Raw genomic sequence first — 23,025 nt, forward strand, 5'->3', positions numbered from 1 at the left:
TTGTTAATGTTTGTTTTAGGCAAGTTTGCCTGGAAGCCAGTATTGGCAGCAATTAAAGAGCGTGAACAATCTATTGATGATGCACTGAACAAAGCAGATCTTGCTAAACAGGAGATGGCACGTTTAACAACTCAAAATGAAGAGTTATTGAAATCTGCACGTGCAGAGCGTGACCATATCTTAAAAGAAGCCAAAACTTTAAAAGACAGTATTATTAATGAAGCTAAAACTCAGGCACATACTGAGGGTGCAAAATTAATCGAGAAAGCAAAGATTGAAATTGAAAATCAAAAGAAAGCCGCTTTATTCGAATTGAAAAGCCAGGTGTCTACTTTATCTATCGATATCGCTGAGCGTGTATTACGTGCACAGCTGGAAGATAAAGCAAAGCAGGAGGATTTGGTTGCAAATCTTTTAAAAGATGTTGAATTAAACTAATTGAGATTGTCAGTTAGCTAAAGAAGATTAGAATGTCAGAAAATAAAGCAGCATCGAGATACGCCAAATCAATCATAGACCTTTCTATAGAGAACAATGCTCTGGAGAGTTTGAAGAATGATATGATTTTGGTAGAACAGGTGATTGATCAGAATCCTGAACTGGAGGCTATCCTTAAAAACCCAATTGTTCCCCAGGATAAAAAAGTAGGAATCCTTGAAGGATTGTTTGGCGGCAAGGTAGATAAGATCACCATTTCATTTATGAAACTGATGGTTAATAAAGGCCGTTCTGCCCTTTTATTTGGAGCATCAAAAGAAGTGATTGCACAATACAACTCTATAAAAGGAATCGTGACGGCAGATGTTACTTCTGCAACTGCGCTTACAGAGAGCAGCAGAGCGGAGATCATCGCGATTGTGAAAAAAGAGATTGGTGCGAATGAAGTTCTGATCAAAGAAAAGATCAATGCAAATCTGATTGGTGGTTTTGTGCTGAAAGTTGGAGATAAGCAGTTTGATGCAAGTATCTCTAATGGCTTAAATAAATTAAAAAAGGAATTTGCCCAGGGTGTGGTATAATTCAAATAAATAAAAGATAATATATTACTGATTTACAATAGAAAATATAAATTATGGTAGAGGTAAGACCAGACGAAGTATCGGCAATTATCAGGCAACAATTGTCGGGCTTTAAATCAGAAGCTGAACTTGAAGAAGTTGGTACCGTATTACAAGTGGGTGATGGTATTGCCCGTGTATATGGTTTAACAAAAGTTCAATCAGGTGAGCTTGTTGAATTTGATAGCGGTTTGCAAGGTATTGTATTGAACCTTGAAGAAGACAATGTTGGTGTGGTTTTATTAGGCCCTTCCGACAATGTTAAAGAAGGTGATACAATCAAAAGAACCAAAAAGATTGCCTCTATTAAAGTAGGTGAAGGTATGTTGGGTCGTGTGGTAAACACGCTGGGCGAGCCTATCGACGGAAAAGGACCTATCATAGGTGAAACCTTCGAAATGCCTATCGAGCGTAAAGCACCTGGTGTAATCTATCGTCAGCCGGTTAACGAACCTTTACAAACTGGTATCAAAGCAATCGACGCGATGATTCCTATTGGTCGTGGTCAGCGCGAGCTGGTGATTGGTGACCGTCAGACTGGTAAGAGTGCGGTTTGTATCGATACCATTATCAACCAAAAAGAATTCTATGAAGCAGGAAACCCTGTTTTATGTATATATGTTGCTTGCGGACAAAAAGCAAGTACAGTAGCAAACGTTGTACGTACCCTTGAAGAAAATGGTGCAATGGCTTATACAGTAGTTGTTTCGGCTTCTGCTGCTGATCCTGCCCCACTTCAGTTTTACGCGCCTTTCTCTGGTGCTGCAATTGGTGAGTATTTCCGTGATACAGGTCGTCCTGCGTTAATCGTTTATGATGATTTGTCTAAACAAGCTGTGGCTTACCGTGAGGTTTCTTTGTTACTTCGTCGTCCACCGGGCCGTGAGGCTTATCCTGGAGACGTGTTTTATCTGCACAGTCGTTTGTTAGAACGTGCTGCAAAGATCAACGCGAATGATGATATTGCTCAGAACATGAACGATTTGCCTGAGTCGTTAAAAGGTAAAGTAAAAGGTGGTGGTTCTTTAACTGCACTTCCAATTATCGAAACTCAGGCTGGTGACGTTTCTGCTTATATTCCAACCAACGTAATTTCAATTACTGATGGTCAGATCTTCTTAGAATCAAACTTGTTTAACGCAGGGGTTCGTCCGGCGATTAACGTAGGTATTTCGGTATCTCGTGTGGGTGGTAACGCTCAGATCAAGTCTATGAAGAAAGTAGCTGGTACATTGAAATTAGATCAGGCGCAGTATCGCGAATTAGAGGCTTTCTCTAAATTTGGATCAGACCTGGACGCGGCAACTAAATCTGTTTTGGATAAAGGTGCCCGTAACGTGGAAATCCTTAAACAAGGACAGTTCTCTCCAATGACTGTAGAGAAACAGGTTGCTATTATCTACATTGGTACTAAAAACTTGATGCGTACGGTTCCTGTAAACAAAATCAGAGAATTTGAAGCAGAATTTTTACAGCAGCTGGAGCAACGTCATGCAGATACTTTAAACGCTTTAAAAGCGGGTAAACTGGATGATCAGATCACCGGTGTATTAGAAACAGTAGCTAAGGAATTAGCAGGTAAATACTAAAATTGCGCTGCAGAAGATAAAAAAGAATGGCTAATTTAAAAGAAGTAAGAATACGCATATCATCGGTACAGTCTACACAGCAGATCACCAAAGCCATGAAAATGGTTTCGGCTGCAAAGCTGAAGCGTGCGACCAATGCTATTATACAATTACGTCCCTATGCTACAAAGCTAAAAGAGATCTTAGGAAATCTATCGGCTAGTCTGGAAGGATCTTCGTCACCTTTTATACAGGAACGTGAGCCTAACAAAGTTTTAATTGTTGTGGTATCTTCTAATCGTGGTCTTGCGGGAGCTTTTAACATGAATGTGATTAAAGCCACCAATAACCTGATCGCAGAGAAGTATAGTGAGCAATACAAGAACGGCAATGTAAGCATCGTTGCTATTGGTAAGAAATCTCAGGATTTTTACGAAAAGCGTGGCTATAACGTTATTGGTAATAATAATGATGTCTATGCTGCCCTGACCTTTGAGAATGTAACTAAAATTACAGATTCCATTATGAATGGTTTCAAAAAAGGAGCGTATGACAGAGTAGAGGTAATCTATAACCGCTTTAAAAATGCCGCTGTTCAGTTTGTAACTACGGAGCAATTATTACCACTTCCAAAGGCAGAGACTACTGAAGTGAAAACTTCAAATGTAGATTATATTCTGGAGCCTTCGAAAGAAGAAATCGTAGCACAATTGATCCCTAAGTCTATTAAGATCCAGCTGTACAAAGCTGTACTTGATTCACATGCTTCGGAACACGGTGCACGTATGACTTCAATGGATAAAGCAACAGAAAATGCCGGTGACCTGCTGAAGGCTTTAAAACTTTCTTACAACCAAGCTCGTCAGGCTGCTATTACTACAGAGCTTACAGAGATTGTAAGTGGTGCAGCTGCATTAAACGGATAAGTTAACCAACTATATAATTAAGCCCTTATCAATGCGATAAGGGCTTTTTTGTTTTAATTGTGGTCTACTGGCCGATATTGGCTAATTTTGGAAAAATGATTTAATATATGAAAAGACAATTGATATCTATAAGTGCTTTGTTTTTATTGCCACTCGCCTTGCTGGCCCAGCAAAATCCTGCTGGAGGTGCCCGCGATTATACTACGTCAATTTTATGGCAGCAGCGTTCGGGTGAATACCGGGCACTTGCTTTCCAGGCCTATAATTTTGCCCGTTTGTCGCTTTTAGAGCAAATGAAACTTGCCGATAGTACGAAGAAGAATTGTGTGGTTGTCGATATAGATGAGACGGTGCTGGATAATTCTCCTTTTCAAGGGACAGAATTAAGGCGTGGTATCAGCTATAATGCAACCGACTGGTCAAACTGGACAAGTAAGGGAGCAGCAGACACAGTACCTGGTGCCCTGGGTTTTTTAAAATATGCTGCATTCAAAAACGTAGAAGTATTTTATATCACCAACAGGGAAGTTGCAGAACACAATGGAACACTTAGAAATCTCCAGGATCATGGGTTCCCTTATGCAGATGAAGCACATTTAGTACTGAAAAGCGGTACCTCTGATAAGGAACCACGCAGACAAAAAGTGATGGAAACTTATAATATACTTTTGCTTTGCGGGGATAACCTGAGTGATTTTTCAAATGTGTTTTATCGCGAGAATAAAGACACTAAAGAAGAGGTAGACCGTGCCCAGCAACTATTTGGAACAAAATATATTGTGTTGCCTAATCCAATGTACGGTGATTGGGAGAAACAGTTTTATAAAGGAAAAGACCTTAAAGAGAGTGACCGTTCCAAGCAAAGGATGGAAGGATTAAAAACTTATTAAGGAATGTGCTTTATTTTAATGAATTAATCTTTATTTTTGTGCATTAAATAAAACTTAACATGGAGCAAACACCAAAACACAATACAGAAAGCATGAAAACAGCGAACCAGACATCAATATATCAATTGTTGGTGGTGGGTATCATTGTCAGTATCCTAGGCGTATACCTTCGTTTTGCTGGTGATTCTTCAACTTTATCCATTATTTCATGGGTAATCTTATTTGTAGGTGCATTTATCTGCTGCAAAGCAGTATTTAAAATATTAGCTGCCTAACCATATAGGCCATTTTCAACAGGAAGTCCTCATTGGTTTACATACCAGTGAGGATTTCTTGGTTTCAGACATTTGTGGGCCCGAACAGGTAAAGGTTACTTTTTCTATACTCGTGGTATTAAGGGGAAATCTAACCTTTATAATGATGAAAAAGTATTTGTTTTTTGCAGTGATCAGCATAGCCATCTGGAGCTGTAATAGTAGTAATAAAATGGAATCAGCGGATACAACAGAAGCTTTAAACGAAGGCTCGGCGGATACTGTTTCGAGTGATAAGATCATAAAAACCGCCGATATGCGTTTCAGGGTGAAAGATGTACAAGCGGTAAAAGAGAAGCTCAGTAATTCTATAAAAGAAGAAGGTGGTATGGTTGTGGAATTCACTGTTCAGAGCAATATCATGCGCACAGAGAAAACGAAATATTCAACAGATTCTCTTCTGGAACTAACTTCTTATAGAAAAGAAGGACAGGTTGTTGCTAAAGTTCCTTCTGATAAGCTCGATGATTTTACCAATAAAGTGGTTAAAATGGCGGTATTTGTTGATCAGCAATCGCTAAAACTAGACGATCAGAGCATGAATTATCTATCTAATGCTTTAAAAAACAGGAATAGAGTGGAAGCTGTTCAGCAGTTGAATAAACATGCAAATAAGAAAAGCAATAATGTAGAAACTGCCTTAGAAATTAAAGATGATTATGTGGATAAAAAAATCCAGAATCAGACGATTGACAGTCATGTAAAGTACAGTACGATTACCTTAAATTTTTATCAGGACAATACAGTACAGAAGCTGGTGGTGGGTAATGATGACCTATATGACTACCGACCTGCATTCCTTAATAGGTTTTGGTTGGGCATCCAGAATGGATGGGTAATCTTTAAAGAGTTTATTTTAATTCTGACCAATTTATGGGTCCTGATCCTTTTGGCTGGGGCTGGATATTTTGTATTCAGACATTACCGCAGGAAAAGAAAAATGATTGGTGCTTAGTTTAAAAAGAAGCCAGGTTTAAAAAGGTCCAATAAGTGTCCAATCTTTTGGGGCACTTCATTACCGGGGCTTTTTTTATTTTACTCTCTTTTTATTGTCCTGAACAAAAGAGGCCCATCCCGAATAAGATTTAGCCTTGCCGCTTCCTCCACTGGGCACTCTTTGAAAGGAGTGGCAAACAGCCACGGCCAGCCCGTCAGTCGCATCCAGGAATTCTGGTGTTTCTTTGAAGTTTAAAAGTCTTTGAAGCATGGCCGCCACCTGTTCTTTGCCAGAACTTCCATTCCCTGTAATAGATTGTTTGATCTTTCTGGGCGCATATTCTGTAACCGGAATATTTCTGGATAGCGCCGCAGCCATGGCAACGCCCTGGGCCCGGCCTAATTTTAACATAACTTGTATGTTCTTTCCATAAAAGGGGGCCTCGATGGCCAGTACATCCGGTTTATATTCATCTATCAAATGAATAGTTTTCTCGAAGATGCGCTGAAGCTTTAAAAAATGGTCGTCAAGGTGTTCCATTCGCACAATACCCATTGTAACCAACTCCATTTTACTGCCCTTTTCCAGAATCGCCCCGTAACCCATTACAGCGGTTCCGGGATCAATCCCCAGGATAACCCTTTCCTTTTTTTCCACCAACATAAAACAATATTAAGCATATTTGCAGAGAGTAAAATAAAAAGTTTGACATCGAAGTATAAAAAGATATTCTCCTACCTTATTAAAATTGCAATTGTTGTTTTTGCATTTTGGTTTATTTATATTAAGCTGACCACTAATAATGACTTAAAGAGTTTTGGCAGGTTGATCAAAGACATGCCAGAACACCAAATGGAAATTATTCTGGCCGTAGTAGTGGGGCTTATGTTTGTGAATTGGGGCCTTGAAGCTTTAAAGTGGAGAAGGCTGGTGAATAGTATTGAAAAAATTAGTCTTTGGAAAGCGATAGAATCCGTGTTTTGCGGCCTAACCTGGGCGGTATTTACCCCGAACAGGATCGGGGAATATGGAGGGCGGGTCTTTTTTCTCTCACCCAAAAGAAGGATCATCGGCGTGGTAGCGATGGCTGTGGGAAACATCGGTCAGTTGGTATTGACCAATGTTTTTGGTTCTATAGCCATTTGTGCATTTATTTATAAATTTAATCTTCTTGATTACCGTTTGTTTCTTGCCCTTTGTGCCTTAGCCGGTACTTTTAGCTTATTTTTCCTGATATTCTTCTTTAACATCAGGTGGCTGAACGGCATTTTACTGTCTATTCGTTTTACAAGAAAATATAAAAGGTTTTATAAAGTACTGGCGCGGTATAAAAAACTGGAGCTTTTAAGGATACTGATGTTCTGCCTGGCCCGTTACCTGGTATTCAGTACCCAGTACTTTGTCATGTTCTTTTGGTTGATTCCTGGTTTGCATTATGCAGATATCATGATGATGGTTTGCATATTATTCTTTGTCCAGTCTTCGCTGCCTTCACTTGATCTTTTTGATATCGGAATAAGAAGTGTTACTGCATTGTTTTTCTTCAAGTATATCACAGATCAAAATACAGCTGTTGTAGCCTGTACCGCTAGCATTTGGCTTATAAATATTATAATTCCTGCTATATTAGGCTCTTATTTCGTCTTTAAACTCAATTTTTTTGGAAATACTCAACGTACCTAACTATTTTTCTGCTATTCTGACCATCAACTATGTTCTGGTTGTTGTTACTTTTATCCGGGGCTGGCATAAATTAATGCCTTACAAAGCCTCAGCAAAGAAATGTACCACTCCGGTATCTGTTATTGTTGCTGCACGGAATGAGGCAGGAAGTATATCTCATACGATAGAAGATTTGCTCGCTCAGGATTATGATAAAGACCTGCTGGAGATCATTTTTATAGATGACCATTCAACAGACAATACGGTAGAGATCATAACTGGTTACAAGGACATAAAACTGATCATTCTGAATGAAGATAAAGCTTTAAATTCCTATAAGAAAAAGGCAATACAAACAGCTATAAGCGGGGCAACAGGGAAACTGATTGTAACTACCGATGCGGATTGCAGGATGGGCCCAAACTGGTTAAAAACAATTGTAAGCTATTATGAAGAGCATGATTACAAAATGATCTCCTCGCCAGTGGTCTATTTCAAAGAACAGAGCTTTTTTGAACGCGCACAGGCGCTGGAATTTCTCTACCTGATCGGCCTTGGAGCCTCCACAATTGGAAATGGGAAACCTTCTACCTGTAATGGGGCGAACCTGGCTTATGAACGGGATGCCTTTTATGAGGTGGGTGGATTTAAAGGGATAGATGACCTCGCTTCTGGTGATGATGAGTTGCTGCTACATAAAATGGCGGCCAGATACGAAAAAAAAATTGGGTTCCTTAGAAATTACGAGGCAATGGTTTATACTTTTGCCAAGCCCAATATGTCAGAATTTATCCAACAAAGGAAGCGCTGGGCTTCAAAGAGTACCCGATATAAAAATAAATCGATCATTGTGCTTGGTGTATTTGTCTGGTTGTTTAACTTGAGTATACTGGCCAATGTTGTTGCCGGCTTGTTTGTTGGTGTGTTTTTTAAAGTCGCTCTTGTCCAGCTACTGATTAAAATTGTTTTTGAATTTTTGTTTCTTTGGGATGTGACCAGATTTGCAAAAAGGCGAGAACTGCTTGCTCTTATGCCTGCATTAAGTCTGATGCATATCATTTATATTATTTTTATTGGCGTTGCCGGTAATTCCGGGAAATACAATTGGAAGGGAAGAATGGTGAAATGAGTAAACATAGTCCTTCAGGAAAGATCTGGATAAAATTCAAAAGGAACAAACTGGCCTTTTGCGGATTATTCTTTTTAGGACTGCTGATCCTTTTGGGTATTTTGGGTTACCTGGTTACACCAGACCAAAGCCCGATGGCCAATACCATGCACCTGCAATTGAGTAATAAAAAACCGGGAAGGACTTTTCATTTTCTGATCATCAGTAAAAAGACAGATGTAAAAAGAGTAAACCTGCTGGGTAAAATGCTGTATGGGCAACCGGTAGATTTTATGAGTATCCCCGTGACAACTTACCGCCAGGAGGGCAACAAGGTATATGCAAGAGAATATATTGGTGATGATGAACGTGCAGAAGAAACCATTTATCCATTGGTTCAGGGAAATAACCGTTATACACAAACTTTCTGGCTAGGTACCGACCTCTACGGGAGAGATCTCTTAAGCAGGTTAATCTTAGGGATCCGGGTTTCTCTGTCTGTGGGTTTGGTAGCGGTATTGATTTCTCTTTGCATTGGGATCAGTCTTGGGGCTCTGGCCGGGTATTTTGGCGGTAAGGTCGATGCACTCATTAGCTGGTTCATGAATGTGATTTGGTCGCTGCCTTCGTTATTATTGGTTATTGCTATATCCTTTGCCTTAGGAAAGGGCTTCTGGCAAATCTTTATTGCTGTTGGTTTATCAACATGGGTTGATGTGGCTCGTTTGGTTAGAGGACAGGTCCTTGCTTTGAAAGAGGTTGAATTTGTAGAGGCATCCAAAGCTTTGGGATTCTCTACTTTCAGAACGATTATGAAGCATATTTTGCCCAATATTGCCGGGCCGATTCTGGTGGTGGCTTCTGCTAATTTTGCTTCTGCAATATTACTGGAATCCGGACTTAGCTTTCTGGGCTTTGGTGCACAGGCACCTATGCCGAGCTGGGGAGGGATGATAAAAGAGCATTACGGTTATATTATTATGGATGCGGCTTACCTTGCAGTTTTGCCGGGTTTTGCCATTATGCTGACGGTATATGCCTTCAACTTGCTGGCTATAGGTCTAAGAGACGCCTTTGATGTAAAGTCAGAAAATGTAACAGTCTAGTTTAAACCTTAAATCATTAACTTTGCGGGATGTTATTGAATTGTTATCAGGAAGAATTATTGGAAGCGGGCTGTGATGAAGCCGGAAGAGGTTGTCTGGCAGGTCCGGTATTTGCAGCAGCTGTGGTTTTACCCAAAGATTTTGTGGCTGGTGAACTGACAGATTCCAAAATGCTGAAGCATTCACAACGGGAGCGGTTGAGGCACATTATAGAAAAAGAGGCTTTGGCCTGGGCTGTCGCTTCTGTAGATAATGAAGAAATAGACCGTATTAATATTTTAAATGCTTCTTTTCTTGCCATGCACAGGGCTATCGAAAAATTAAGCATTGCACCAAAGTATTTAAGCATCGATGGTAACAGGTTTAAAGCTTACCCTGAGATTCCGCATAGCTGTATCATCAAGGGAGATGGGAAATACTTAAATATTGCCGCCGCGTCTATATTGGCTAAAACCTATAGAGATGAATATATGGTTAAAATAGGGGAAGAATACCCTTTATATCAATGGCATCAGAATAAAGGATATCCGACAATTGCTCATCGTACTGTTTCTTTAGAACTAGGCTTAACGCCATACCACCGCAAGAGTTTTACGGTGAGTCATCCACAACTGGATTTGTTTGCAGTTTAAGACACTATTTTCCTCCTAAAAAGCCGAAAAAACTAGGTTTCTGTGACGAAATTAGTCCACTTAATTTAGTATTTTCACACTGTTGAAAGTATTGATGCTTACATACCGCGTCCCGTTTCCACCCAATAGTGGATACCCTATCGTTGTTTATAACACGATAAAGGGATTGCTCAGGCACGATATAGACGTTACCTTGTTCAGTATCAATACCAATAAACACCGGGTGGACGTGGATGATATTTATGACCCGATCTATGACGGCGTAAAATTTTACTCTTATGATATCGATACTGAAGTCAATATCTGGGGAGCTATATTCAACGTATTTTCTAATCAGTCCTATAATGTTTCCCGGTACTTTGATGACAATGCAGCCAAGTTGCTGGAGAATATTTTAAGGGAAACAGAGTTTGATATTATTCAGTTTGAGGGACTTTTTGTGGTTCCTTATCTGGATACCGTGAAGGCTTATAGCAAAGCCAAGATCATTTACCGCGCGCACAATATTGTATTTGATGTATGGGAGCGTATTGCCTATACCGAAAGGTTTAGGCCAAGAAGGCGTTATCTGGAATTTTTAGCCAGGAGACTGAAATCTTACGAGACTGAACAGATGAACCGGTTTCACCAGATTTTTGCTATCAGTGAACAGGATAGACAGAGCATACTGCGGTTTGGTTGTGAAACCAGCCTTGATGTCTTTCCTGTAGCGCTTGATTTTGATAAGTATGTTACTGATCCTTCAAAGACGAGCTTTGCTACCCTTTTTCATTTGGGGGCAATGGATTGGCGGCCAAATAAGGAGGGATTGGAATGGTTCCTGGATGAAATATGGCCGGATATTGAAAAACTGAATAGTGAGCTGCGCTTCTATATTGCCGGAAAGAATATGCAGCAGCAGTTTTTTGACTATGATTCGGAGAATCTGGTGGTGGAAGGAGAAATTCTGGATGCGGTCGAGTTCATCAATTCCAAAGCCATTATGATTGTTCCCTTATTGTCCGGAAGTGGGATGCGTGTAAAGATTATAGAAGGTATGGCCATGAGAAAGTGCATTATTGCCACGACGATGGCTGCCGAAGGGATCACCTGCGAAAATGGGAAGGATATTCTGATTGCGAATACGCCCGACGAGTTTTACAGGGCCATTTTACAATGCATCACCAATCCCAACAAATGGAGGGAAATTGGAGAAAATGCACGTAAAACTGCCGAACGTAATTACGATATTTCTACAATTACAGAAGGAATGGTGAATATCTACAGGCGGCTTATAAATGTGTAAAAATTGTGTACTTTTGGCCACCATTTTTATATAGAAAGTATGAATAATACCGCATTAACAGATAAACACATTTCATTGGGCGCTAAAATGGTGCCATTTGCAGGATACAATATGCCTGTTCAGTACGAAGGCATTAATGCCGAACACAATACGGTAAGAAACGGGGTTGGTGTTTTTGATGTCAGTCATATGGGCGAATTTATCCTGAAAGGAGAGAAAGCCCTTGACCTTATTCAGCGTGTAACCAGCAACGATGCATCTAAACTGTATGATGGAAAAGTTCAGTATTCTTGTTTACCAAATGAACAAGGTGGAATTGTAGATGACCTTTTGGTATACCGGATAGATGATAAAACCTATATGCTGGTGGTTAATGCTTCCAATATTGAGAAAGACTGGAACTGGATCCAGAAATTCAACACAGAGGGTGTAGAAATGCATAATATCTCTGATAAAACCTCTCTTTTGGCTATACAGGGACCAAAAGCAGCAGAAGCCTTACAGAAATTAACGGATATTGACCTGGCTTCTATGGAATATTATAATTTCAAAAAAGGCGTATTTGCAGGGGTTGACAATGTAATTGTTTCAGCAACAGGATATACAGGTGCCGGCGGTTTCGAAATCTATTTTGAGAATGACAAAGCATATGCCATCTGGGATGCTATTTTTGAAGCCGGCGCTGAATTCGGTATTAAACCAATCGGACTTGGTGCACGTGATACCCTGCGCTTAGAGATGGGTTTCTGTTTATATGGAAATGACATCGATGATACCACTTCTCCAATTGAAGCCGGTCTGGGGTGGATCACTAAATTTACCAAGCCTTTTACCAATTCTGAGGCTCTTCAGGCACAGAAAGAAGCGGGTATCCAAAAAAAACTGGTTGGTTTTGAAATGATAGACAGAGGTATTCCGCGTCATGACTATGAAATTGTAGATGAAGCAGGTCAGGTAATTGGAAGAGTAACTTCGGGTACGCAATCTCCCTCTCTGCAAAAAGCAATTGGAATGGGCTATGTGAATTTAGACAAGGCCAAAGAAGGTACAGAAATCTATATCCATATCCGCAATGCAAAAATAAAAGCTAAAGTCGTTAAGTTCCCATTTTATAAATAGATCACTAAACCATAGATGCAAAGGAAAATTGAAGTTTGTTTAACTCCGGCTTTACTGGATTTATATGCAATTGAAGAAAGTATAGTTGTTGTCATTGATATCTTAAGGGCAACATCATCTATGGTGTATGGTATTGACAATGGGGCTGAGGCCATTATACCCGTTGCACAAGTGGAAGACTGCCTGAATTTTTCAGACAAAGGCTATTTACTGGCGGCGGAAAGAAATGGGGAAGTGGTTGAAGGATATGACTTCGGCAATTCCCCATTTTCTTATACTAAAGAAAAAGTAGCGGGCAAAACGATTGTTTTGACCACCACCAACGGGACTAAGGCCCTTCATCTGGCCAGAGCACGCGCCTTCAAAGTAGTGATCGGTTCCTTTTTGAACCTGGAGGTATTGTGTACCTGGCTTAAAGCACAGGATAAAAATGTATTGCTGCTTTGTGCAGGCTGGAAGGACCAGTTTAACCTGGAAGACACCCTGTTTGCAGGGGCAGTAGTTCATCAGCTGAAAGCAAACTTTGATCATTTCGATGACTCCAGTGTAGCAGCTGAAGACCTCTACATTTTGGCTAAAGAAGACCTTAGGCAATACATTGCAAAGTCATCTCATAGCCTTCGGTTGGCTGCATTAAACATCGAGGAAGATGTTAAATTCTGTTTACAACTGAACCTTTGTAAGGCCATTCCAGTTCTGGAAGGGGAACGTCTTGTTCTCTTGAAATAAGGATTAAACCTGCGGCTTGTTCATGAGCGCCCGTAGTTTCTCATTGTGTTTAATGGTCTTGAGTGTCTCTTCGTAGGCCAGCCAATAAATAATTTCCGCTTTTTTCATGTCAAAAGTACTGATTTCACCCATACCCTTAGGTTCTATAAGGACGTCACAGAAAGCAGATTTCTGCTCCATATCTTTGTTAATCGACATTATGCCAGCCCTGCTCATCAAGGCTGTAATCCCCGTAATTTTATCTACTTCCTTAAGGTGGTTACAGGAAGATCCGATGATGAAGTCGCAGTCTTTCATTAAGGGTTCAACCGGAAAGTTATTCAGGATCCCACCATCCACATACATTTGACCACCAATCATAATCGGTTTAAAGATCCCGGGGATACAGCTGGAGGCTTGTATGGCCTGAATCAATGGCCCTTTGGTAAAATAGACGAGTTTGCCTTCACTAAAATTTGTTGCCGCGATGGTGAGCGGGATCTTTAATTTTTCTATACTGTTTTCAGGGAAATATTCTTTCAGAAGGTCGGAAGTATGCTCAATATTGATCAATCCAAGAGAGCCTACAGCGGGTCTTACAAAACGTAGTAATTTGGTTTTTGTGAAAATATTAAAGCCTTCTTCCGGATCAATACCCGCGGCGTAAAAAGCACCTGCAATAGAACCTGCACTGGTGCCGCTAATGTGACTAAAGCGGATACCAGCATTTATAAATGCTTTTAAAACCCCAAGGTGCGCAATTCCTCTAATCCCACCACCGGATAAAACGATACCAATCTTTGTCATTAATTTCTTATTTAGGTTTGTACTTTGAAGCGCTTAATATCTTTTGCGCATCATTATCTTCCATCAATTGCTGCAGCGTAATTTCCGGATTTTTCTCCATATACTTCCTAACAATTTGCCAACCCGTCCAGATGCCGAGCTTTGGGGCCGATTGATTTTTTTCACCGATACCCGGTGTAAAAGGCCCTTCACTAAGAAATACCTGCATTTTTGGGTAATCTGTACTAAATAACAATTCATTTTCCATAAAGAAAGCCCAAATGTTACCCTCATATTTTTTACACCAATTTAACTGTTCTGGAGTATAACCGATCTTTATTTCATCCGAAACCTGATCATCCAGTACTTTATCCATAAAATAGAGGATCTTTCCGCTGTAGATCATTTTGGAAATCAGACTCCGGTTCTCCTCCCTTTCAGGAAACAGTTCTTCTCTGGCGTAAGTTTCTGCTATTCTCGGGCTAATGTACTCCGGTGAAAACCTCCTGGAAAGATATACTGGGACACTGGTAACAATGGCCCTGTAAAACTGGCTATCCTTGCCCAGGAACATGTCCAGACCTAGGCCCATATAATTGTCGCCGATGGGCATTTGTACGGCAAAACCTGAGATAAATGCAATAAACTTTGGTACATGGGCATTGGGATAATAGTATTTGATATATTTGAAAACCTGGCTTAGCGATTGCTCTTCCTGTGCCAGAGAGGGGAAGACGCCATCTGCTTCCTTGCTGAGATCTGCATAGGCCTTGTCCTGATAAAGAGTGTCCAGAATCTGAGCTCCGGTATAATCGGGAGTTCCAATCATCCTGTGAATATAATCATCATAAAAAGAGCCATATTTTTTTTTCAGTAACTGATCCGCTTTTAAAGCTCCCTGTTTTTTAAACTGGGCCAGGTCTTTGTCGAAACGCTCTATATGAATGTCAATCTTAATCTGGCTTACATCAGGCTTTTTCGATTGCCGGCAAGAAAAAAAAACAAGCGCTAACAGAAAAAATAGATAAATTTGGGGATGTTTTACGTTATATCTCATTTAGAGCAAATATAACCAGATCAAGCATGAAATTACAGCATCTGTATCTAACACCAACCACAATGATTAAAAAAATACTCCTTTCTCTCTTCTTACTCGTTTCAGCCAGTCCTCTTTTTGCCCAAAACACTCCAATTATGGATTACGGATTTCGTCTTGGTTTAACTGCACATCCAACTTTCGGATGGATAAAGGCAGAAAATGGAAAGGGCAATGGCACAAGTTTAGGCTTTTCTTATGGACTTCTTGCTGATTTTAATTTTGCTGAAAACTATAGTCTGGCAACTGGCATTACTGTGACCACTATTAACGGAAAAAGCACTGAAATCAATCCACGATTATATGCGCAAAATGCCAATACTACAGTAGCTACCGCTTATGATTTAAAATATAAACTTCAATACCTGGAGTTGCCCCTTACAGTGAAACTTAAAACCAATAAGATTGGTGATCTGAGATGGTACGGACAGTTTGGTTTGTCTAACGATTTCAATATTGGTGCAAGGCAGGACGCAGAAAGCGGAGGCAAAGGAATCGTGACTAACCAGAACATCAAATCTTCTACCCGTTTTTATCGTGCAGGTTTGATTCTGGGCGGTGGCGGTGAATTTGACGTCGATACCCATACCAGTATTACTGCCGGTTTAACCTATAATAATGGGTTTACCAATATTGTTAAGGATGGTGACAGAAGCGTAAAGAACCATTATATTGCCTTGAACTTCGGAATATTCTTTTAAAAACATGAAGATTGCACTCGCTCAACTGAACTACCATATTGGAAATTTTGAGGCCAATACCCATAAAATCATTGAACATCTTGGTCTAGCTAAAGAGAAGGGAGCTGATTTGGTCGTGTTTGCAGAACTTGCTGTCTGCGGATATCCGCCACGCGACTTCCTGGAATTCGAAGAGTTCATTTCTCTTTGCGAGCAAGCTGCTTTAAAAATTGCGGAACATTGTACAGACATTGCCTGCATTATTGGTCTACCTGTAAAAAATGAACAGCTTGCCGGTAAGGATCTGTTCAATGCGGCTTATTTTATTGAAAATGGTCAGGTCAAAAGCATCGTCAGAAAGGCGTTGCTTCCGAACTATGATGTTTTTGATGAATACCGTTATTTTGAACCGGCCACCAGTTTTGAATGTATACATTTTAAAGGGAAGAAAATCGCGCTAACCATTTGTGAGGATCTGTGGAACATTAACAATAATCCTTTATATGTTTCCAACCCCATGGATAAACTTATTCTGCAGCAGCCGGATTTGATGATCAATATTGCTGCATCCCCTTTCTCTTATTGCCATGATGATGAACGTATCGTGGTACTGGCAGAGAATGCCCGGAAATATAAATTACCACTGTTGTATGTGAATCAGATTGGCGCGCAGACGGAGATTATCTTTGATGGGGGCTCTATGGTTTTTGATGCAAAAGGGCAGATGCTTGACGAACTCCCTTACTTTAAGGAAGCTATAGGCTTATATGAATTTAAAGATCAACAGATTCAGCACCTTCAGCCGTTGGAGCATCAGCCGGTACCTGATATAGAACAGATCCATGATGCACTCCTTCTTGGTATCAAAGACTATTTTGAAAAGTCCGGTTTTAAAAAGGCCGTATTGGGTCTGTCCGGTGGAATTGATTCGGCAATTGTATGTGCACTGGCTTGCCGTGCCCTTGGTGCAGAAAATGTTATGGCTGTACTGATGCCCTCTAAGTACTCTACGGATCATTCCGTACAGGATGCATTGGATCTGGTGAAGAACATCGGCTGTCAGCACGAGATCATCCCCATTAAGGAGGCGGCAGATGCTTTTGATCAAATGATGGCACCTGCTTTCCATAACCTGCCTTTTAACCTTACGGAAGAGAATATACAAGCCCGGTGCCGTGGAATTGTGGTGATGGCCATGTCTAATAAATTTGGTTATATCTTATTAAACACCTCGAATAAGAGCGAATGTGCAGTGGGCTATGGTACTTTGTATGGAGATATGTGTGGTGCTATTGGTGTCATTGGTGATGTGTACAAAACTCAGGTCTATCAGCTTGCGCACTATATCAATAAAGATGCTGAAGTCATTCCTGAAAACTCTATTGTGAAGCCGCCTTCAGCAGAGCTTCGGCCGGGTCAGAAAGATTCGGATTCTCTGCCGGATTATGATGTCCTGGATCAGATTTTATTTCAATACATAGAGCTGAAGAAAAGTTCTTCAGCCATTATAGCCCAGGGATTTGATGAAGCATTGGTGCGCAGGATCATTAAAATGGTCAATACAGCCGAATTTAAACGCTATCAAACACCACCGATCTTAAGAGTATCACCAAAAGCATTTGGTATGGGAAGAAGGATGCCCATAGTAGGAAAGTATTTATCCTAGTTGCTTTTCTTTGATCTGGATATTTTTCCGAGCGCAATCATCAATAAAGATAATCCTATAAAGAGTGCTGCTACACCTAAGCAGTTGATCAGCACTCTTGAATAGCCTAATTGTGTTACATCTATAAAAGGGTAAGGGTAGGTTCCGCCATAGGCTCCGGCCAAAAGTGTAATGCAGAAATAGGTAAGAGGGTAGAGTAGCCAGGGCCACATATCCGACCATTTAAGTGTTTTCTTATCTACAAAACAAATCCAATATAAAACAGTCATTAGAGGAACCACCAGGTGAAGTAGTTCATTTGCGATTCTGTTTAAGCCCTGAGGCGTAGCGAGTGGTCTTAAAACTACATTGTAAACCGCCCCAACCACGATAATATAGACTGTTGTTGCAGTCAAAACTTTGGCACTGGAAAAGAACCTGCCATAAGAGGAGTCTGGAGAAAACAGGATAAAGGAAAGGGCAGTAGCCACCAGGATATTGGTTAAGATCGTAAAATAACTGAAAAATTTAGCGATACTCTGTAATAGCGGAAGCTGTCTGTTGATTAACGTAAGATCAAATTGAAGTACGAGGGCAAACCAACTGAGTAGAACAATGATACTCAGGGATAAGGTGTTTATATTTGATCTTCTCATTTTGCAGTTATTGTTTAACTTTTCTGCCCCATTTTCTATAAGGGATGATAAGCGCGAAGAATATTGCAGTAAGGCTGCACAGCTTGGCAATCAGATCACCACTTTTGGTATAAAATGTGATTTCATCATTCAAATTGATATCCGCTTTAAGGGCGGTTCTGGTCCACCACTTGCTTTGCTTAACCACATCTCCAGTTTGGTTAATAAAGCCCGAAATACCCGTATTTGCCGATCTGACAACATATCTTCTGGTTTCTATGGCCCGTAGTCCTGCGTAGAGGAAGTGTTGATCTTTTCCGGAAGTATTGCCCCACCATCCATCATTGGTGATGATGGCGATAAACTGAGCACCACTTTTCACAGACTTTCCAATCCAGTCGCCCCATAAAGATTCATAGCAGATCACAGGTGTGGCACCAATACCACCATAGGAATAAAATACACCTGGATCTTCCTGGCCTTTGTAACCGCCAACTGTTCCGCCAAAACCATCAAAAACAGGCCCCAGAATGGATAAAGCACCTGGAAAAGGCATTTTCTCCACACCAGGTACAAGTTTGGATTTGTGATAAAACTGCACATTGGCTGAGTTTTCCAATTGCATGGCTGCATTAAAACTGCTGACCTGGTCACCATTTCTCTTGATGCTTTCAATTCCCGTAATCAGACTTGCATTTTTGTATTTATACAAGAAATGCTGTGCAGTAAGGAAGTCTGGATTCTCCCTGATATGGTCTTCATCTGCATAACGGGGAATAGCTGTTTCCGGCCAGATAAAATATTCTGTATTGGGTTGAGCAATAGAATCAGATAAATGAGTTAGAATTTGCAGTTGCTCATTGGCAGGTAAACTCTCGTACTTTTGATAGGGATCAATATTGGGCTGTACCACGACTACATTTACCGGGACAGGTTTTTCCTTATACTGAATATATTTTGTCAGGGAAAGTGCAGCGGGTAGAATTATAAATAGTCCCCAAACGAATGCAGGCCTGAATTTAGGATAACCGGTTAGTTTTGACCTAAAAACTTTATAAGCTTCAAAGGCCAGGATATTACTAGCCAGGATCCATAGGGATCCTCCATATACACCTGTATATTCATACCATTGCGCCAACTGATGCATACCTGCGAGCCCATTGCCCAGGGTCATCCATGGAAAGGCCAGGTCCCAGGTTTGGTGCAGGTATTCCATCGCAATATAAAAAGAGATCAGGCCAAAATAAGCTGTCTTTTTGCTGGCAACTACGCTTAGTCTATAATACAACCAAAAGGCAAAAGTCATCAGTAAAGCGCCCAGTCCATAGGGGATTAAAGAGATCAGGAAGGCAACAAAAGGATTGTTGACTGCACTTATGGCATTGTATACCCAGTAAATACTGGCTGTATTCCAGACCAGAAAGGTGAGCCCTGCAGTTAAAAATACATTTTTCCCCTTCTTTAGAGTGTCAGACTGGCGAATGGAGTCGATGGCCAATAAGAGTGGAACCAGTGCAACCAGGAGCAAAGGTGTGGTATAGGGAATAGGAGGCCAGGCCAGCCACATTAAGAAAGCACTTAATAAAGCTGGCAGGAGAAAGGTCTTGGATTTCATAGGATGACTAAAAGCTATCTAAAATGCTTGCTTTCTTTGCTTCATATTCTTCCTGGGTAATCAGCTGCTTATCGTATAGCGTTTTGAGCTTTCTGAGTTTAAGTGTAGTCTCATCTTCAGGTTCTTCCACATGGACAACCGGAACGGGATCGGGCACTACAACGGCTTCTTCGATATGACTGAAATCTGCTATTCCCTGTGGCTGAGCATTAACAGTTACTGGAGAAACGGCTGCTCTTTTATCTTCTATGTCAGATTTTCTTTGTTCTTCTTTAAAATTTTCCAACTGCTCATAAGCTGCCTGATACAATTTTCGGGCTTGTGTTTTCGGGATATATTCGGTGATGATGTTTTCGCCCTGCTGCGGTACGCAGATGAATTTAGAACCAAACAATTCTTCTTTAAAGGACACTTCTTTTATGCTCTTCCAGGAAATATCTGTAAATTTCATCGTAATCCCAAAATTGGCTGGCTCACAGTAAAAGATACGCTTGTTGCTCACCGCAATACAGTCTGGCAACAAATTGACCGCAGGTTTCTTTTGTACGGCCAGGTAAATCAGTTCCTCATTGCTGGTTAGTATATCATTTAGTTTTCCCAGAACTTTCTCTACGGCTTTAGGATCTTGTTCGTCACTTAAAAATCTATCTATTAATATCATTTGTTCTTCTTAATTAGGTTAAATAACTATTTGTAGTCTCGGCCATCTGCCTTTGTCTTTTTAGTTTCGGGCTTACCTGCCACACAAATTACAAATTCTCCTTTTAAAATATTGTTTTCAAAGTGTGATTTTATCTCCGCGACAGTACCCCTTACGGTCTCTTCATACATCTTAGTCAGTTCCCTGCTTACCGAGGCTTGTCTCTCTTCCCCAAAATACTGGCCAAACTCTTCCAGTGTTTTCAATAAACGGTGAGGACTTTCATATAATACAATGGTGCGCTCTTCTTCCGCAAGCTTTTTAAAACGGGTTTGTCTGCCTTTTTTAACGGGTAGAAAACCTTCAAAAACAAATGCATCCGTGGGTAAGCCAGAATTGACCAGGGCGGGTACAAATGCTGTAGCTCCTGGAAGACACTCTACCTGCAGGTCATTTTTCAATACTTCCCGCACCAGAAAAAAACCGGGATCTGAGATGGCTGGTGTACCTGCATCAGAGATGAGTGCTACATTCTGTCCTTGTTTAAGGAATTTAATAATCTCAGAGGTTGCCTTGTGCTCATTATGCTGATGATGAGAATAGGCCTTTTTATCAATGCCAAAATGCTTGAGTAATGGTGCACTGGTACGGGTATCTTCTGCTAAGATAACATCTGCTTCTTTTAAGACTCTGACGGCCCTGAAAGTCATATCTTCCAGATTACCTATAGGCGTTGGTACAAGAAATAGTTTACCTTCCATGTTATTCTCTCTAAACTCTTGTTATCTTTGTTTAAAATATTATAAATAATGCTGCAAGTTAACTATATCCGCGAAAATAGAGAGAAAGTTTTGGAACGCTTAAGTGTACGTCACTTTAAACAGGTTGAACTGGTTGATGAAATCATTCAAATTGATGATGAACGCAGACAAACTCAAACTTCGCTGGATAACCTTTCTGCTATTGCCAATGCCAGTGCCAAACAAATTGGTGAGCTGATGCGTAATGGAAAAAAAGAGGAAGCTGATGCTATTAAAGCGGAAACAACTGCAAATAAAGATAAAATTAAACACCTGTCTGATCAGTTAAGTACGATAGAATTGCAATTGCACAACCTGTTGGTACAATTACCTAATTTGCCAGGACCATTGGTTCCTTCAGGAATTACGCCAGAAGAAAATGAAGTTGTGCTGACTTATGGTGAACCTGCCGTATTACATGATCAAGCATTGCCCCACTGGGAACTGACCTCTAAATATGATATTATAGATTTCGAACTGGGAACTAAAATTACCGGGGCGGGATTTCCTGTATATAAAGGTAAAGGTGCCCGTTTGCAACGTGCATTGATTAACTTTTTTCTGGACCATGCTACTGCACAGGGTTATAGAGAGATGCAGGTTCCTCATTTGGTTAATGAGGCTTCAGGGTTCGGAACAGGACAGCTACCGGATAAAGAAGGACAGATGTATCATTCTACTGTAGATAATCTTTATCTGATTCCAACAGCAGAAGTGCCGGTAACGAATTTATACAGAGATGTTATTTTAAAAGAAGAAGATCTTCCGATTAAAAATACAGCCTATACACCTTGTTTCCGTCGTGAGGCGGGTTCATATGGTGCACATGTAAGAGGATTAAATAGATTACATCAATTTGATAAAGTGGAAGTGGTACAAGTTGTCCATCCCGATAAATCTTACCAGGTGCTGGAAGAGATGAGTACTTATGTCCAGTCCCTGTTAAAAGAACTTGGCTTGCACTTCAGGGTACTTCGCCTATGTGGAGGAGATATGGGCTTTACTTCTGCAATGACCTACGACATGGAAGTATGGAGTGCAGCACAACAACGCTGGCTGGAAGTTTCCTCTGTGTCGAACTTTGAGACTTATCAGGCCAACCGTTTAAAACTGAGATATAAAGGAAATACAGGTAAAACTCAGCTTGCACATACACTAAATGGAAGTGCTTTGGCTTTGCCACGTATTGTAGCTGCTATTTTAGAAAATTACCAGACTGCAGAAGGTATTCGTATCCCGGAGGCTTTGGTGAAGTATACCGGATTTGATCTGATTGATTAATATTTATTTCAGTCTTTTTTAAAGATTGGATAAAAAGAAAAAGGCCTTATGCGTAAGCAATGAGGCCTTTTTTAGATAGATATATTTAGGTGAATAATCTCTAAGATAAGTAATCTACAGAATCAGGATTAATAACAGAATAATAATGATGATCGCTCCAACAGAAAGATATACACCTCCGCCTATAGCGCGTGCATGCTTCTTCATTTCTTTCAATTCCTTGCGCAGTTCTTTTCGCTCTTCTTTAGAAAGATTTGATTTATCCATGTGTTTAATCTCTTCCACACGGTCAGTAATACGTTTCAGTTCAACCTGCTGTTCGGCTGTAAGTTCTGTTTTATTCTTATCTCTATTTCCAGCCGCCATTACGGTGTTTGCACTAATCCCCAACATAAAGACTAGGGCAAGCGAGTAAATAATTTTTTTCATAAGTTCTTTTTTAAGGGTTATGTATGTTATAACAAAAAACCCGCCAAGTTGTTGGCGGGTCTGTTTATTATATAATAATTATAAATTTCTATCAAGACTGTATAG

25 protein-coding genes are annotated in these 23,025 nt (G+C 40.4%); 17 read left to right on the forward strand and 8 right to left on the reverse strand.

Annotated features, from left to right (window positions below; translation table 11 throughout):
• The 7 genes from atpF to DBR11_RS08805 all read left to right on the forward strand — a co-directional run.
• On the forward strand, positions 1-438 hold a 438-nt coding region (gene atpF / locus DBR11_RS08775), incomplete at its 5' end, for a F0F1 ATP synthase subunit B (protein WP_233260693.1).
• Between the two features lie 32 nt (positions 439-470).
• On the forward strand, positions 471-1,019 hold the full coding sequence (gene atpH / locus DBR11_RS08780; RefSeq protein WP_108551685.1) for an ATP synthase F1 subunit delta: 549 nt from the start codon (positions 471-473) through the stop codon (positions 1,017-1,019).
• 53 nt (positions 1,020-1,072) lie between these two features.
• Positions 1,073-2,647, forward strand: coding sequence for a F0F1 ATP synthase subunit alpha (gene atpA, locus DBR11_RS08785; protein WP_108551686.1), 1,575 nt, complete (start codon positions 1,073-1,075; stop codon positions 2,645-2,647).
• 26 nt (positions 2,648-2,673) lie between these two features.
• Positions 2,674-3,552, forward strand: a complete 879-nt coding sequence (atpG, locus tag DBR11_RS08790) for an ATP synthase F1 subunit gamma (protein ID WP_108551688.1) — start codon at positions 2,674-2,676, stop codon at positions 3,550-3,552.
• A 107-nt stretch (positions 3,553-3,659) separates the two neighbouring features.
• On the forward strand, positions 3,660-4,442 hold the full coding sequence (locus tag DBR11_RS08795) for a 5'-nucleotidase, lipoprotein e(P4) family (RefSeq protein ID WP_108551690.1): 783 nt from the start codon (positions 3,660-3,662) through the stop codon (positions 4,440-4,442).
• 59 nt (positions 4,443-4,501) lie between these two features.
• A complete protein-coding gene (locus DBR11_RS08800; protein ID WP_108551692.1) occupies positions 4,502-4,717 on the forward strand; it encodes a hypothetical protein in 216 nt (71 codons plus the stop codon).
• A 142-nt stretch (positions 4,718-4,859) separates the two neighbouring features.
• Entirely contained in the window at positions 4,860-5,711 is an 852-nt protein-coding gene (locus DBR11_RS08805) for a DUF4349 domain-containing protein (RefSeq protein ID WP_233260694.1), read from the forward strand.
• Positions 5,712-5,786: 75 nt separating this feature from the next.
• Here the strand turns inward: DBR11_RS08805 and ruvC are convergent, their stop codons facing one another.
• Positions 5,787-6,356, reverse strand: a complete 570-nt coding sequence (gene ruvC, locus DBR11_RS08810) for a crossover junction endodeoxyribonuclease RuvC (protein ID WP_108551695.1) — start codon at positions 6,354-6,356, stop codon at positions 5,787-5,789.
• 42 nt (positions 6,357-6,398) lie between these two features.
• Between ruvC and DBR11_RS08815 the strand changes: the two genes are divergently transcribed.
• The 7 genes from DBR11_RS08815 to DBR11_RS08845 all read left to right on the forward strand — a co-directional run bounded on the left by DBR11_RS08815 (position 6,399) and on the right by DBR11_RS08845 (position 13,334).
• Positions 6,399-7,376: a lysylphosphatidylglycerol synthase domain-containing protein gene (locus DBR11_RS08815; RefSeq protein ID WP_108551697.1), complete on the forward strand. Its 978-nt coding sequence runs from the start codon at positions 6,399-6,401 to the stop codon at positions 7,374-7,376.
• Positions 7,354-8,484, forward strand: coding sequence for a glycosyltransferase (locus DBR11_RS08820; protein ID WP_233260695.1), 1,131 nt, complete (start codon positions 7,354-7,356; stop codon positions 8,482-8,484). Before DBR11_RS08815 ends, DBR11_RS08820 begins: the two co-directional genes overlap by 23 nt.
• Positions 8,481-9,569 (forward strand): ABC transporter permease, encoded by a 1,089-nt coding sequence (locus DBR11_RS08825; RefSeq protein ID WP_108551699.1) that lies wholly within the window; start codon positions 8,481-8,483, stop codon positions 9,567-9,569. The genes DBR11_RS08820 and DBR11_RS08825 overlap by 4 nt, the downstream gene beginning before the upstream one ends.
• 29 nt (positions 9,570-9,598) lie before the next feature.
• Positions 9,599-10,201: a ribonuclease HII gene (locus DBR11_RS08830; RefSeq protein ID WP_108551701.1), complete on the forward strand. Its 603-nt coding sequence runs from the start codon at positions 9,599-9,601 to the stop codon at positions 10,199-10,201.
• A 94-nt stretch (positions 10,202-10,295) separates the two neighbouring features.
• Positions 10,296-11,486: a glycosyltransferase family 4 protein gene (locus tag DBR11_RS08835; protein ID WP_233260696.1), complete on the forward strand. Its 1,191-nt coding sequence runs from the start codon at positions 10,296-10,298 to the stop codon at positions 11,484-11,486.
• A gap of 39 nt (positions 11,487-11,525) precedes the next feature.
• Positions 11,526-12,605, forward strand: coding sequence for a glycine cleavage system aminomethyltransferase GcvT (gene gcvT / locus DBR11_RS08840; RefSeq protein WP_108551705.1), 1,080 nt, complete (start codon positions 11,526-11,528; stop codon positions 12,603-12,605).
• A gap of 15 nt (positions 12,606-12,620) precedes the next feature.
• The gene (locus DBR11_RS08845) at positions 12,621-13,334 is read left to right on the forward strand and encodes a 2-phosphosulfolactate phosphatase (RefSeq protein ID WP_108551707.1); all 714 of its coding nucleotides are present in this window, start codon (positions 12,621-12,623) and stop codon (positions 13,332-13,334) included.
• Between the two features lie 3 nt (positions 13,335-13,337).
• Here the strand turns inward: DBR11_RS08845 and DBR11_RS08850 are convergent, their stop codons facing one another.
• Together DBR11_RS08850 and gldB are read right to left on the reverse strand one after the other, a co-directional pair.
• The gene (locus DBR11_RS08850) at positions 13,338-14,120 is read right to left on the reverse strand and encodes a patatin-like phospholipase family protein (protein ID WP_108551709.1); all 783 of its coding nucleotides are present in this window, start codon (positions 14,118-14,120) and stop codon (positions 13,338-13,340) included.
• A 7-nt stretch (positions 14,121-14,127) separates the two neighbouring features.
• The gene (gene gldB / locus DBR11_RS08855) at positions 14,128-15,156 is read right to left on the reverse strand and encodes a gliding motility lipoprotein GldB (protein ID WP_108551711.1); all 1,029 of its coding nucleotides are present in this window, start codon (positions 15,154-15,156) and stop codon (positions 14,128-14,130) included.
• A 26-nt stretch (positions 15,157-15,182) separates the two neighbouring features.
• Here gldB and DBR11_RS08860 point away from each other — a divergent pair, with 26 nt between their 5' ends.
• A complete protein-coding gene (locus DBR11_RS08860) occupies positions 15,183-15,896 on the forward strand; it encodes a porin family protein (protein WP_233260697.1) in 714 nt (237 codons plus the stop codon).
• Positions 15,897-15,900: 4 nt separating this feature from the next.
• Positions 15,901-17,541, forward strand: a complete 1,641-nt coding sequence (locus DBR11_RS08865) for an NAD+ synthase (RefSeq protein WP_108551713.1) — start codon at positions 15,901-15,903, stop codon at positions 17,539-17,541.
• Here DBR11_RS08865 and DBR11_RS08870 read toward each other — a convergent pair.
• From DBR11_RS08870 to rsmI, 4 genes are read right to left on the reverse strand one after another with little or no spacing between them, the layout of a single operon-like run.
• Positions 17,538-18,176: a Pr6Pr family membrane protein gene (locus tag DBR11_RS08870; protein ID WP_108551716.1), complete on the reverse strand. Its 639-nt coding sequence runs from the start codon at positions 18,174-18,176 to the stop codon at positions 17,538-17,540. The two genes, DBR11_RS08865 and DBR11_RS08870, sit on opposite strands and share 4 nt — an antisense overlap.
• A 7-nt stretch (positions 18,177-18,183) precedes the next feature.
• Positions 18,184-19,770, reverse strand: coding sequence for an apolipoprotein N-acyltransferase (gene lnt, locus DBR11_RS08875; protein WP_108551718.1), 1,587 nt, complete (start codon positions 19,768-19,770; stop codon positions 18,184-18,186).
• A gap of 7 nt (positions 19,771-19,777) precedes the next feature.
• Positions 19,778-20,431, reverse strand: coding sequence for a PH domain-containing protein (locus tag DBR11_RS08880; protein ID WP_108551721.1), 654 nt, complete (start codon positions 20,429-20,431; stop codon positions 19,778-19,780).
• A gap of 26 nt (positions 20,432-20,457) precedes the next feature.
• The gene (gene rsmI / locus DBR11_RS08885) at positions 20,458-21,171 is read right to left on the reverse strand and encodes a 16S rRNA (cytidine(1402)-2'-O)-methyltransferase (protein ID WP_108551723.1); all 714 of its coding nucleotides are present in this window, start codon (positions 21,169-21,171) and stop codon (positions 20,458-20,460) included.
• A gap of 48 nt (positions 21,172-21,219) precedes the next feature.
• On the opposite strand from rsmI, the gene serS reads away from it, so the two are divergent.
• Positions 21,220-22,491, forward strand: coding sequence for a serine--tRNA ligase (serS, locus tag DBR11_RS08890; RefSeq protein WP_108551725.1), 1,272 nt, complete (start codon positions 21,220-21,222; stop codon positions 22,489-22,491).
• 114 nt (positions 22,492-22,605) lie between these two features.
• Here serS and DBR11_RS08895 read toward each other — a convergent pair whose 3' ends face one another.
• On the reverse strand, positions 22,606-22,920 hold the full coding sequence (locus tag DBR11_RS08895) for a hypothetical protein (RefSeq protein ID WP_108551727.1): 315 nt from the start codon (positions 22,918-22,920) through the stop codon (positions 22,606-22,608).
• Between the last annotated feature and the right edge of the window lie 105 nt (positions 22,921-23,025).

It is taken from the genome of Pedobacter sp. HMWF019 (assembly GCF_003061025.1).
Lineage (GTDB): Bacteria > Bacteroidota > Bacteroidia > Sphingobacteriales > Sphingobacteriaceae > Pedobacter.